The 12,767-nt window shown below is 74.5% G+C and carries 9 protein-coding genes; 1 reads left to right on the plus strand and 8 read right to left on the minus strand.

Annotated features, from left to right (window positions below; translation table 11 throughout):
• Positions 1–71: 71 nt before the first annotated feature.
• Positions 72–1,085 carry a phosphotransferase family protein gene (locus ACIBST_RS24800; RefSeq protein ID WP_397174920.1) on the minus strand — a complete coding sequence of 338 codons (1,014 nt, stop codon included), beginning with the start codon at positions 1,083–1,085 and terminating at the stop codon, positions 72–74.
• Positions 1,086–1,254: 169 nt separating this feature from the next.
• Between ACIBST_RS24800 and ACIBST_RS24805 the strand changes: the two genes are divergently transcribed.
• Positions 1,255–2,148 (plus strand): ROK family protein, encoded by an 894-nt coding sequence (locus ACIBST_RS24805; RefSeq protein ID WP_397174922.1) that lies wholly within the window; start codon positions 1,255–1,257, stop codon positions 2,146–2,148.
• Here ACIBST_RS24805 and ACIBST_RS24810 read toward each other — a convergent pair.
• From ACIBST_RS24810 to ACIBST_RS24840, 7 genes are all read right to left on the minus strand, one after another.
• Positions 2,074–3,786, minus strand: a complete 1,713-nt coding sequence (locus tag ACIBST_RS24810; RefSeq protein WP_397174923.1) for an acyclic terpene utilization AtuA family protein — start codon at positions 3,784–3,786, stop codon at positions 2,074–2,076. The genes ACIBST_RS24805 and ACIBST_RS24810 overlap by 75 nt on opposite strands.
• Positions 3,786–4,547: an enoyl-CoA hydratase-related protein gene (locus ACIBST_RS24815; RefSeq protein WP_397174925.1), complete on the minus strand. Its 762-nt coding sequence runs from the start codon at positions 4,545–4,547 to the stop codon at positions 3,786–3,788. The genes ACIBST_RS24810 and ACIBST_RS24815 overlap by 1 nt, the downstream gene beginning before the upstream one ends.
• Positions 4,544–6,451 (minus strand): biotin carboxylase N-terminal domain-containing protein, encoded by a 1,908-nt coding sequence (locus ACIBST_RS24820; protein WP_397174927.1) that lies wholly within the window; start codon positions 6,449–6,451, stop codon positions 4,544–4,546. The genes ACIBST_RS24815 and ACIBST_RS24820 overlap by 4 nt, the downstream gene beginning before the upstream one ends.
• The gene (locus ACIBST_RS24825; protein WP_397175448.1) at positions 6,448–7,980 is read right to left on the minus strand and encodes an acyl-CoA carboxylase subunit beta; all 1,533 of its coding nucleotides are present in this window, start codon (positions 7,978–7,980) and stop codon (positions 6,448–6,450) included. The genes ACIBST_RS24820 and ACIBST_RS24825 overlap by 4 nt, the downstream gene beginning before the upstream one ends.
• 53 nt (positions 7,981–8,033) lie before the next feature.
• The gene (locus ACIBST_RS24830) at positions 8,034–8,663 is read right to left on the minus strand and encodes a TetR/AcrR family transcriptional regulator (protein WP_357964558.1); all 630 of its coding nucleotides are present in this window, start codon (positions 8,661–8,663) and stop codon (positions 8,034–8,036) included.
• 60 nt (positions 8,664–8,723) lie between these two features.
• On the minus strand, positions 8,724–11,201 hold the full coding sequence (locus ACIBST_RS24835; RefSeq protein WP_397174929.1) for a protein kinase: 2,478 nt from the start codon (positions 11,199–11,201) through the stop codon (positions 8,724–8,726).
• 163 nt (positions 11,202–11,364) lie between these two features.
• A complete protein-coding gene (locus ACIBST_RS24840) occupies positions 11,365–12,726 on the minus strand; it encodes an FAD-binding oxidoreductase (RefSeq protein ID WP_397174931.1) in 1,362 nt (453 codons plus the stop codon).
• Positions 12,727–12,767 lie beyond the last annotated feature (41 nt).

Consider the following 12,767-nt stretch of genomic DNA (forward strand, 5'->3'; position numbering starts at 1 on the left):
GAATGCCAGATGCAATTGCGCGCAATTGTACGCATCTGGGCGTCCGGCGTGATCCTTTTCCCGCATCGGGTTCAGCGCAACAAGCCTTCCATGATGTCGTGGGCGCGGGCGAACAGACCGAGGGTGGTCGCGTGCAGCACGTCGCCGATGTCCCGGGGCGCCTTGCCGGCGAACGCCCGCGCGTGCGTGCCCTCCAGCACGATGCCGAGCTTGAAGCAGGCCAGCACCGCGTACCAGTCGATCGCCGACAGGTCGCGCTCCGACAGCGCCGCGTAGTACGCGACCAGCTCCCGCTCCGACGGCAGCCCCGGCACGTGCCCGTTGTTCACCGGCCAGGTGGCCAGCAGCCAGCCCAGGTCGAGCAGCGGGTCGCCGATCGTGCACATCTCCCAGTCGACGATCGCCGCCACCCGGGGCCCGTCGAGGGCGAACATCAGGTTGGCGAAGTGGTAGTCGCCGTGCATGATCCCCGGGACGAACGCGGCCGGCCGGTGGCGGGTCAGCCAGTCGGCGGTGGCGTCGAGGCCCGGGATGTCGGGGCCGGGGTAGCCGTCGAGCTCGCCGTAGGAGTCGAGCTCCTTCAGCCAGCGCGGCACCTGCCGGTCGAGGAAGCCCTCGGGACGGCCGAAACCGGGCAGCACCGCCGGATCCACCCGGCCCAGCTCGGCCAGCGCGGCGGCGGCCTCCAGGCCCATCCGGTGCCGGATCGCGGCGTCGGAGGCGTGCGGCTCGGGCAGCCCGGTCGAGGGGTTGAACCCGGCCACCGGCTCCATCAGGTAGAACACCGGCTCCCGGGCGGTCTGCGCGGCCACCAGCCGGGGCGCCGGCACCGCCGTGCCGCTCAGCGCCGCCAGCAGCCGCGCCTCGCGCCGCAGCACCTCGTTGCTCCTGGCCCTGGCGTGCAGGGGCGGCCTGCGCAGCACGTACGGCCGGCCGCCGCGTTCGAGGCGGACCATGACGTTCTGGGTGCCGCCGGGGATCGGCGCGACCTCCGTGATCGCCCCGCCCGGCAGCCCCTCGGCATCCATCCACGCGCCGAGGTCGTCGAGGTCGATGGCGCTGACGTCGATGTGGGTGGAGGTCATGGCCGCCCTTTGACAGAACGATATTCTGGAGGCTTCAACCTACGAGAGCCCCGACCCCCGGTCAACCCGGCGCCGGCGGGAACGGCAGGACGGCCCGACGGCTCGCCCTGGCCGCCCTCATCCTTCATTGGGACAATATGGGTGGATGACGTGTGTTGTGGCAGTCGATGTGGGCGGAACAACCCTGAAGGGCGGATTGATCGCCCAGGACGGCGGCATCCTCTACCGGGAACGCCGCCCCACCCCCCGCACCGAGGGGCCCGACCGCGTGATCGCGGCGATCTCCGCCTTCGTCGCCGACCTGAGCGCGCCGCGGACCGTCGCCGGCGTCCCGCTGCGCCCGGCGGCCGTGGGCCTGGCCGTGCCCGGCCTGGTCGCGTCCGGGCGGGCGGTCTTCTCGGCCGCGTTCGGCTGGCGGGACGTGCCCGCCGCGGCCTTCACCGACGGAAGGCTCCCGCTCTCACTCGGCCACGACGTGCGCTCGGCCGGCGAGGCGGAGCTGGCGTACGGATCGGCGGCCCCCGACGCGCTCTACCTGCCCATCGGCACCGGCATCGCCGGAGCGGTCGTCCTGACCGGCTCCCTGTACGGCGGCGCCGCCGGCTGGGCCGGGCAGATCGGGCACATCCCGGTGCGTCCCGGCGGGCTCCCGTGCCCGTGCGGGCAGCGCGGCTGCCTGTCGGCCTACGCCTCGGCCGCCTCCGTCGCCGCCCGCGCCGGCGAGACCTCCGCCGAGGACGTCGTCCGCCGGGCCGCCGCCGGGGACGAGCCGGCCGCCCGGGTCTGGGCCGAGGCCGTGGAGGCGCTGGCGCTGGCGCTGGCCACGTACACGCTGGTGCTGGACCCCGCGGCGATCGTCGTCGGCGGCGGCCTGTCGCTGGCCGGGGACGCCCTGCTGACCCCGCTGCGCGCCCGGCTGGCCGCGCGGCTCGCCTTCCGCCCCGCGCCCGAGGTGCGGGTGTCGGCGCTCGGCGTGGACGCGGGCCTGCTAGGCGCCGGGCTGCTCGGCTTGCGGACGCTGGGGGAGCAGGGCGGCGGGCACGTCGACCACCTGGGCGCGTAGCTCCTCGCCCAGGGCCTTGGCCTGCGGATCCAGGCGCGGGCTGGCCGCCACGCCCCTGCCCAGCAGCCCGTGCACGACGAAGTTGAGCGCCCTGATGTTGGGCAGCTCGTACCGCTCGACGCGGTGGGCGGCCAGCTCCGGCAGCAGGGACGTGAGCCGGTCGGCGGTGAGGGTGGCCGCCAGCCAGGCGTACTGCTCGTCGGTCGCGACCCAGACGCCGAGGTTGGCGTCGCCGCCCTTGTCGCCGGAGCGCGCCCCCGCCACCCGGCCCAGGGGCACGCGCACGGCCGGCCCGCCGGGAGGCGCGGGAAGCGGCGGCGCGGGCGGCTCGGGGACCGGCCCGCCCTGCGGAACGGGAGGCTCCTCCTGGACGGGCAGCTCCACCCCGTCCAGGAAGACCCGCGGGCGCACCTGCGAGGCCGGCACCAGGACCGGCCAGTACACCCCGTACGGGGAGGCGTCGCCGGGCGGGGTGAGGCCGTGGAAGCCCGGGTAGCTGGACAGGCCCGTCTCCACGACGGCCGAGGAGAAGACCCGGCCCGCGGTGCGCCGGTCGGCGTCCATGACGGTGATCCGCAGCAGGCCCGCGTCCGTCAGCGTCACGTCCACCTGGTCGAAGGTCTCGCGCGGCACCCGCGCCCAGACGGCCTCCTCGGCGACCCGCGCCTTGGCCTCGACGTCCAGGCCGGTCAGGACGAGCGTCATCGTGTTGCGGTAGCCGGCCGGGTAGTTGACGGCGACCTTGAGCGTGTCCGGGGGCGGCTCGCCCCGCGTGCCGGAGATCAGCACCCGGTCGGGGCCGTCGTCGGAGAGCGTGATCGTGTCGAACCTGGCCACCACGTCGGGGCCCAGGTAACGCGGGCCGCCCAGCTCGTAGACGAGCTGGGCGGTGACCGTGCCGACCGAGACCAGGCCGCCCGTGCCCGGGTGCTTGGTGATCACCGCCGAGCCGTCGGCGCGCAGCTCGGCGATGGGGAAGCCGCAGTGGGCCAGGTCGGGCACGTCCTGGAAGAAGGCGTAGTTGCCGCCCGTGGCCTGGCAGCCGCACTCGATGACGTGGCCCGCGACGACCGAGCCGGCCAGCGGGTCGAGGTCGCCGGGGCCCCACCCGTACCGCCAGATGCCGGGGCCGGTGACCAGGGCGGCGTCCGTCACGCGGCCGGTCACCACGACGTCCGCGCCCGCCGCCAGCGCGGCGGCGATGGGACGGCCGCCGAGGTAGGCGTTCGCGGTCAGCGGCGCGGCCGGCGCGCGCTCGCCGGTGCCGGCGTGGACCAGGTCGAGCGGACGGCCCATGAGGTCGTCGCCGGTCACGTGGGCGACCTTGGGGGACAGGCCCAGCCGGGCGGCCAGCTCGTGCACGGCCTCGGCGCACCCAGCCGGGTCGAGGCCGCCCGCGTTCGTCACGATCCTGATGCCGCGGTCGAGGCACGGGCCGAGCACGTCCTCAAGCTGGCGCAGGAACGTCGGGGCGTAGCCGGGACGGCCCTTGAGCCGGTTGCCGGCCAGGATGAGCATGGTCAGCTCGGCCAGCCAGTCGCCGGTGAGCACGTCGATCGGGCCGCCCTCGACCATCTCCCTGGCCGCGGAGAGCCGGTCGCCGTAGAAGCCGCTGCAGTTCGCGACGCGCAGCGCCATCACGGCACCCACTTGGGCGGGCGCTTGTCCATGAACGCCGCGATGCCCTCCTGCCCCTCCGCCGAGGTGAACCGCTCGGCCGACAGCTCGCTCATCCGCCGCAGCCCCTCCTCGAACGAGACCGCCGGGACCTCCCGCACCAGCCGCTTGGTGATGGCCAGCGCCTCGGGGCCGCCCCTGGCCAGCATCCCCGCGTAGTGACCGACGGTCGCGTCGAGCTCGTCCTGCGGGACGGCCCTGGTCAGCAGGCCGATGCGGGCCGCCGTGGCGGCGTCGAACACCTCGCCGGTCAGGAAGTACTCGGCCGCCGCGCGCGGGTCGAGCCTGCGCAGCACGGGCACCGAGATCATGGCGGGCACCACCCCGAGCCGCACCTCGGTGAACGCGAACGACGCCGTGTCCGGCGCGATCGCGAAGTCGCACGCGGCGACCAGGCCGAGGCCGCCCGCGCGGGCCGTGCCGTTCAGGCGGCAGATCACCGGCTTCGGGCTCTCCCACAGCAGCGTCATGATCTCCGGGAAGGACGCCGTCACCGGCGCGTCCGCGTCGCCGCGCTGCTCCTTCAGGTCGGCGCCCGAGCAGAACACCGGGCCCGTGCCGGTCAGCACGATCACCCGGGCGTCCGGCTCGGCCAGCGCCCAGCGCAGGTGCTCGGCCAGCTCGGCCAGCAGCCGCCTGGACAACGCGTTGCGGTTGGCCGGCGAGTCGAGCGTGACGGTGGCCACGCCCTCCGCCAGCTCCCTGTGCACCAGGCTCGTCATGTGGTCTCCTCCTGGATGATCGCCAGCACGGCCCCGGCTTCGACCTGCTGGCCCTTCTCGACGCGTACGTCCGACACCACGCCGCCCGCCGGGGCGGCGATGCGATGCTCCATCTTCATCGCCTCCAGCACCAGGACCGGCTGGCCCCGGGCCACCGTGTCGCCCGCGGCCACCTCGACCCGCAGCACGCTGCCCGGCATGGGCGCGAGCAGGGAGCCGGGGGCGACGTGCTCGACCGGCTCGGGCAGGCGCGGCACCGGCGTCAGCACGGCCGCGCCCATGGGGGAGTCGACGTAGACGCGCTCGTCGCCGTCGTACCGGGCGACCTGGAACGTGCGCCGCAGGCCGTCGCGTTCCAGGACCACCTCCTCCGGCCACGCGGAGATCACCGTGACGCCCGCGGGCAGCGGGTCGTAGACGACGTCGGCCTCCTCGAACCGGGCGCGGGCGGGCTGCGAGCGCACGTTGCGCCAGCCGCTGGGCAGCCCGGCCAGGACGGGGGCGTCGCGTCGGTGCGCGGCGGCCATGGCGAGCGCGGCGGCCAGCGCCGGCAGCCCGCCCTCCGGATCGCCGTCGGCGGAGGCGGAGGCGGAGGCCGGGCCGCCGCGTCGCGCGGCGAGCGGGCCGTCCGGGGCGAGGAAGGCGGTGTCGGTCTCGCCGGCCAGGAAGGCCGGACTGGTCACGACGTCCAGCAGCAGGTCGCGGTTGGTGGTCAGGCCGTGCAGCCGGGCCCCGCGCAGGGACGCGGCCAGCTTCCGCGCCGCCTCCGCCCGCGTCCCGCCGTACGCGACGATCTTGGCCAGCATCGCGTCGTAGTGCGGCGACACCTGCGACCCGGACTCGACGCCCGAGTCGACCCGGACGTCACCCGGCACCTCGAACCGGCGCAGCACGCCCGTCTGGGGCACGTAGGAGGCGTCCTCGGCGTACAGCCGCGCCTCGATCGCGTGGCCGCGCGGCGCGGGCGGCCCGGACGGCAGCGCCGCGCCCTCGGCCACCTCCAGCTGCAACCGGACGAGGTCGACGCCGAACACCAGCTCGGTCACCGGATGCTCGACCTGGAGCCGGGTGTTCATCTCCAGGAACGCCACCCGCTCGCCCTTGACCAGGAACTCCACCGTGCCGGCCCCGACGTAGCCGATCCGGCGGGCCGCGCGCACGGCCGCCGCGCACAGCAGCTCGCGGGTGCGCTCAGAGATCCCCGGCGACGGGCACTCCTCGACGACCTTCTGATGCCGGCGCTGGACGCTGCACTCCCGCTCGCCCAGCGCCCACACCGTGCCGTGCGCGTCGGCCAGCACCTGCACCTCGACGTGCCGGGCGGCCTCCAGCAGCGGCTCGGCGAACACGGCGCCGTCGCCGAAGGCCGCCTCGGCCTCCCGCCGCGCCGACTCCACCTCGGCGGCCAGCTCGCCGGCGTGCCGGACGATCCGCATCCCCCGCCCGCCCCCGCCGGCGGACGCCTTCACCAGCAGCGGGAACTCGCCCGGCGCGGCCAGGTCGAGCGAGGGCAGCACCGGCACCCCGGCCTCGGCCATCAGCCGCTTCGCCGCGATCTTCGACCCCATCGCCTCGATCGCCTCGGGCGGCGGCCCCACCCACGTGAGCCCGGCCGCCAGCACGGCCCGCGCGAAGGCGGCGTTCTCCGACAGGAACCCGTAGCCCGGGTGCACCGCGTCGGCGCCGCAGGCCCGGCACGCCTCGATGATCCGGTCCACCGCCAGGTAGGTCTCGGCCGGATGGACCCCAGGCAGGCGGACGGCGAGGTCGGCCTCGCGGGCGTGCGGCGCGCCGGAGTCGGCGTCGGAGAAGACGGCGACCGTGGAGACGCCGAGCGAGCGGCAGGTGCGGAAGACCCGGCGGGCGATCTCGCCCCGGTTGGCCACGAGCAGACGGGTGATCACGGGCGGAACACCCCGAACCCCGCCGCGGGCGGCACCGGCGCGCTGTTGATCGCCGACAGGCACATCCCCAGCACCGTACGGGTGTCGCGGGGGTCGATCACCCCGTCGTCGTAGAGCCGCCCCGACAGGAAGAACGGCAACGACTCCGCCTCGATCTGGGACTCCACCATGGCACGCATCGCCGCGTCGGCCTCCTCGTCGTAGACCTGCCCCCTGGCCTGCGCCGCGGCCCGGCCGACGATCGACAGCACCCCGGCGAGCTGGGCCGGGCCCATCACCGCAGACTTGGCGCTCGGCCAGCTGAACAGGAAGCGGGGGTCGTAGGCGCGCCCGCACATGCCGTAGTTGCCGGCGCCGTAGGAGGCGCCCATGACGACGGTCAGGTGGGGCACGGTCGAGTTCGACACGGCGTTGATCATCATGGCGCCGTGCTTGATGATGCCGCCCTGCTCGTAGTCCTTGCCCACCATGTAGCCGGTGGTGTTCTGCAGGAACAGCAGCGGCGTGCGCGACTGGTTCGCGAGCTGGATGAACTGGGTCGCCTTCTGCGACTCCTGGCTGAACAGCACCCCGCGCGCGTTGGCCAGCACGCCCACCGGGTAACCGTGGACGCGCGCCCAGCCGGTGACCAGCGAGGGGCCGTACAGGGGCTTGAACTCCTCGAACTCGCTGCCGTCCACCACGCGGGCGAGCACCTCGCGCGGGTCGAAGGGGATCTTCAGGTCTTCCGGGACGATCCCCAGCAACTCGTCGGCCGGGTAGGCGGGCTCGCGGGCGGGCAGCGGCGCCACGCCCTGCTTGCGCCAGTTGAGCGAGCGCACGACGGCGCGGCCGATGCGCAGCGCGTCGTGCTCGTCCTCGGCCAGGTAGTCGGCCAGGCCGCTGGTCCTGGCGTGCATCTCGGCGCCGCCCAGCGACTCGTCGTCGGACTCCTCGCCGGTGGCCATCTTCACCAGCGGCGGCCCGCCCAGGAACACCTTGGCGCGGTCGCGGACCATCACCACGTAGTCGCTCATGCCGGGCACGTACGCGCCGCCGGCCGTGGAGTTGCCGAAGACCAGCGCCACCGTCGGGACGCCCGCCGCCGACAGCCGCGTCAGGTCGCGGAAGATCCGGCCGCCCGGGATGAAGATCTCCTTCTGCGTCGGCAGATCGGCGCCGCCGCTCTCCACCAGGTTGACGTACGGCAGCCGGTTGGCCAGCGCGATGTCGGCCGCGCGCAGCGACTTGCGCAGCGTCCACGGGTTGGACGCGCCGCCCCTGACCGTGGGGTCGTTCGCGGTGATCAGGCACTCGACGCCCTCGATCACCCCGATGCCGGTCACCATGCCCGCGCCCACCTGGAACTCGCTGCCCCACGCGGCCAGCGGCGACAGCTCCAGGAACGGCGAATCGGGGTCGATCAGCAGCTCGACGCGCTCCCTGGCCAGCAGCTTGCCGCGCCGGCGGTGGCGCTCGACGTACTTCTCGCCGCCGCCGGCCACCGCCTTGGCGTGCTCGGCGTCGAGCTCGGCCAGCTTGGCGAGCATCGCCGCGCGCCGGGCCAGATGTTCGGCGTCGCGCGGATCGAGCCGGCTCCTGATCACGGGGCCTCCTGTCGGGAAGTCGACGCGGGCGTCAGCCCGATGGCCCGCGCCCACAGCCGGGTCAGGTGGTCGACGGCGTCCTGCTCGCCGGCCCGCTCCCCGAGATCCAGCCACACGTGCGCGAAGTGCTCGACCATGCCGCCCAGCATGACGGCCGTCAGCCGGGGGTCGAGCGAGGGGTCGGCCAGGCCCTGCTCCTGCAGCCGGCGCAGCCCATCGGCGCCGCGCCGGACGAACGCCTCGCGCAGCTCCAGCACCAGCCGCCCGAACCGGGCGTCGGCGTCGGCGGCGTGCTCTACCATGCGGACCAGGCGCGAGTTGGCCGCCCAGGCCCGCAGGTAGAGGCGGTTGGCGGCCTCGATGCGGGCGTACGGGTCGCCGGAGGCGGCGTCGCCGACCGCGCTCGCCGCGAACATCTCGCCGACCACCGTCTGCGCCACCTCGCCGAACAGCGACTCCTTGGAGTCGAAGTAGGTGTAGAAGGTGCCGTGGGAGACCCCGGCCCGCGCGCACACGTCGTCGATCCGCACGGCGTCGTACCCGTGCTCCTCGAACGCCTCGCGCCCGGCGGCGAGCAACGTGGCCCGCGTGCGCTTGCCGCGCAGGGTCAGGGACCTGACGATCACGTCAGTCACCGTAGCGAGCGGGACGCGCGGAAGGAAGGGGTCCCGCCGCGCGCCGTCACGTCAGGTGCAGTGGCTCCAGCCGGACTTCCAGCTCAGCGACTTCCACGAACCGCCCCAGATCACGCACTTCTTCACGGCCGCCAGCCGGACCGGGCCCGCGTACGCGGTGAACGTGCCCGGGTTGCCGCCGCTCGCGCCGCCCTGGACCTGGAGGGTGGCGTTCATGGAGACCTTGCCGGGATAGACCAGCTTCGACATCGTGACGACGCAGTTCTTGCCCGCGGCGGTGTTGTAGAGCAGGTAGATCGTGGCCGAGGTGCCCAGCGCGTGCTTGTCGATCACCTTGTAGCCGGAGCCGCAGACGGTCACCACGTTGTAGGTGTTCGGCTTGGGCGTGGCGGTCGGCTTGACGGTCGGCTTGACGGTCGGCTTGCTCGTCGTCGGCTTCTTGGCCGGGCCCGGGACCGTGGTCGTGGGGCCGGGGGTCGGGGTCGTGGTCGGCTGGTCCTCGCCGTCGATCAGGCCCGTGGGCTTCTTCGTCTTCTTGGGGGTGGGCTTGGGCGTGGGGCTCTTGGCGGCCGGATGGGCCGTCGCCGTCACGGTCGTCACCGGGTTCGGGACGGCGATGACGGGTTCCTTGGTGTGCTTGACCTTCTTGGGCGGCTCGGCCTGGCCGACGTCCAGCGTGGGGACGGGCTCGCCGGTCTCCGCCGTGAGGATCGGGTCCGGGGTCACCTCGGCGACCGGCGGCTCGGGCTGCCCGGCGCCCTGTCCGTCGCCCGAGGGGTTCTGGGAGGCGTTTCCGGTGGCGGTCACGGCGACCTTGTCGCTGTTGGCCTGCACGACGACGGCGCCCGCCACCACCAGCAGCGCGGCGGCGGCCGCGCCGGAGAGCGCGAGCGTCAGCGTCCGCCGCTGGCGGTCCGGCGCCTTGCCGGACGTCTCACCGGACGCCCCGCCCTGCGGCCCGCCGACCCTGGTCGCCCCCGCGTTCCCTGCCTGCGGCCCACCGGGGTGTCCCGCCTGGAGACCGCCGGGGTGTCCCGCCTGGGCGCCGCCGGGGTGTCCCGGCTGAGGGGCGCCCGGCATGCCGCCGTGCGGGTGCCCGTGCGGCACCGCGCCCTGCGCGGCCGGCCCGCCCATGCCACTGGCCTGAGGTCCGCCGGGAACGCCGCTCTGGGGGCCGCCGGGGACGCCGTTCTGAGGTCCGCCGGGAACGCCGTTCTGGGGGCCGCCGGGCGTGCCTCCGTGAGGCGCGCCGGGTGAGCCGGTGGGGGAGCCGCCGTGGGGAGCGCCCGTCTGAGGCCCGCCCGGCGTGTGCGGACCGCCGGGAACACCGGCCTGCGGGACGCCCGGGGCTCCGGCCTGCGGGCCGCCCGGGTGGGGGACGCCCTGGGCGGCGGCGGGCATGGCGCCCGCGTGAGGACCGCCCGGCGCGCCGGGACCGGCCGGGACGCCCTGGGGGCCCGTCGCACCCTGGGGGCCCGGGACGCCCTGAGGACCGCCCGCCGCACCCTGAGGACCTGCCACGCCCTGCGGACCCGCCGCACCCTGGGGGCCCGGCTGCCGGGGCACGGCGTTGGCGCCGGTGGGTTGGGTCCAGGGGCCGGGGTAGGCGTCCTGCGCCGCACCGGAGGGACCGGCGGACCCGTGCGAAGGCCCGGCCTGGTGGGGCACGGCCGGGGTGACGGTCGCCCCGGTGACCGGCTCGACGGCGGCCTTGGGAGCGGGCTGCCCCGTGAGCCGGACGATCAGCTCGTCGGCGCTCGGCCGCTGCGCCGGGTCCTTCGACAGGCACAGGCCCACCAGCGCGGCGAGCTCGCCCTCCATCCCGCCGAGCTGCGGCTCCTCGTTCAGGATGCGGTTCATCACCACGGGGATCGAGTCGGCCCCGAACGCGGGCTTGCCGGTGGCCGCGTACACCATCGTGACGCCCCACGCGAAGACGTCGGCCGCCTCCGACACGGCGGCCCCGCTGAGCTGCTCCGGCGCCAGGTACGACGGCGTCCCCATCGCCATCCCCGTGGCCGTCGCGCCGGGGGAGTCCAGCGCGCGGGCGATGCCGAAGTCGATCACGACCGGCCCCTCGGGGCCCATGAGCACGTTCGCGGGCTTGAGGTCGCGGTGCAGGATCCCGGCCCGGTGGATGGCCGCCAGCGCGGTGGCCGTGCTGATCGCGAGCCGTTCCAGCGCCGCGCCCCGCCGCGGGCCCTCGTTGATGACGAGCTCACGCAGCGAGGGGCCGGGCACGTACTCGCTCACGATGTACGGGCGGCTGCCGTCGAGGTCGGCGTGGAGGACGGGCGCGGTGCAGAACCGGGCGACCCGCTGCGCCACGGCCACCTCGCGCAGGAACCTGGTCCGCGCGTCGGCGTCGGCCACGAGGGCGTTGTGCAGCAGCTTGACGGCGACCTGGTCACCTGAGTCGCTCTTGCCCAGATAGACGACGCCTTGACCACCCTCGCCGAGCCGGGCGACGATGTCGTACGCCCCCAGCCGCCGCGGGTCGTCCGCCGCCAACGGCTGGAACTGATTCACGTCGGACCCCCATGACAACCCAATAGATGGGGCAAAACGCTACCAGCGTGACATGTGGGACGTCTGCCGGACCTGTAAGTAAGTTCCACCTTTTGACCGGACATGTCAGTGTTTCGTCGCAGGTCGTGTCCGCTCCGGAGCCCAAGGTCACGGCTTGGCAAATTCAGATGGCCTTGCCCGGGTTCATGATGCCCAGCGGGTCGAAGACCGCCTTGATGCCCTGCTGCACCTCGGCCGCCACCGGCCCGGACTCCAGCCCCAGCCAGCGCCGCTTGAGCACGCCCACGCCGTGCTCGCCGGTCAGCGTGCCGCCGAGCGAGAGCGCGTGCCGGAACACCTCGTCGGCCGCGGCCCACACCTGGGCGGGCGGCTCGGCCGTGCCGTGCTCGAAGATGAAGACCGGGTGCAGGTTGCCGTCGCCGGCGTGGGCGACCGTGCAGATCCGCACGCCGTGCCGGGCCGCCGCCGCCTCGATCGCGGTGATCATCTCGGGCAGCGCCGAGCGCGGCACGCACACGTCCTCGACCAGGCACGCCCCCAGCCGCTCCTTGGCCTGGTAGGCCATCCTGCGCAGCCCGACCAGCTCCTCGGTCTCCTGCGGGCTGGTGGAGACGGCCACGAACGAGGCGCCGTTGTCCAGGCAGAGCCGTTCCATGCGGGCGGCCACGTCCTGGCCGTCGGTCGCGTCGGACTGGCCGATCAGCATGGCCTGCGTGGCCGGTTCGAGCCCGATGTTGCGCCAGTCGTCGATGGCCTCCAGCGTGGCCCGGTCCAGCAGCTCCATCAGCGAGGGCTGGCAGCCCGCGGCCATGATCGCCGACACGGCCGCGCCCGCCTCGCGCAGCGAGCCGAACTCGGCGGCGAACGTGGCCGGCGGCGCGGCCGGCGCCCGCCGCAGCCGCACGGTGGCCGCGGTGATCACGCCGAGCGTGCCCTCCGAGCCGACGAACAGCCCGGTCAGGTCGTAGCCGGTGACGCCCTTCATCGTGCGCCGGCCGGTGTTCAGGATCCGCCCGTCGGCCAGCACGACCTCAAGGCCGAGCGTGGCGTCCCTGGTGACGCCGTACTTCACGCAGCGCAGGCCGCCGGCGTTGGTGGCCAGGTTCCCGCCGATCGTGGAGATCTCGTACGACGAGGGGTCCGGCGCGTACATGAGCCCGTGCTCGCGGGCCGCGCGGTCGAGGTCGGCGGTGATGACCCCCGGCTCCACCACGGCGATCTCGTCGGCGGGCGAGAGCTCCCTGATGGCCGTCATCCTGGCCAGCGACAACACGATCGTCCCGTCGCCGGCCGTGGCCGCGCCCGCCAGGCCCGTGCCCGCGCCGCGCGGCACGACCGGCACCCGGTGCTCGGTGGCCCACCGCAGGGTCGTCACGACGTCCTCGCGCGAGGCGGCGAGCACCACGCCGAGCGGCTTGCCCGGCTCGACGAACGTGCGGTCGCGGGCGTAGGAGTCGATCACGTCCGGGTCGGTCAGCACGCGAGCTTCGGACAGCGAGTTCACCAGGGCATCAATCGGTCTCACACCTGCACCCTACGGTTTGCGCCGACCGTTCCTTAAGGCCA

It is taken from the genome of Nonomuraea sp. NPDC049684 (assembly GCF_044465345.1).
GTDB lineage: Bacteria > Actinomycetota > Actinomycetes > Streptosporangiales > Streptosporangiaceae > Nonomuraea.

Excerpts from the sequence above, each read along its gene's own strand:
- ACIBST_RS24810 (WP_397174923.1), bottom strand. The coding sequence starts at position 3,786 with ATGGCGCTGCGCGTCGCGAACTGCAGCGGCTTCTACGGCGACCGGCTC.
- ACIBST_RS24800 (WP_397174920.1), bottom strand. The coding sequence starts at position 1,085 with ATGACCTCCACCCACATCGACGTCAGCGCCATCGACCTCGACGACCTC.
- ACIBST_RS24825 (WP_397175448.1), bottom strand. The coding sequence starts at position 7,980 with ATGCTCGCCAAGCTGGCCGAGCTCGACGCCGAGCACGCCAAGGCGGTG.
- ACIBST_RS24815 (WP_397174925.1), bottom strand. The coding sequence starts at position 4,547 with ATGACGAGCCTGGTGCACAGGGAGCTGGCGGAGGGCGTGGCCACCGTC.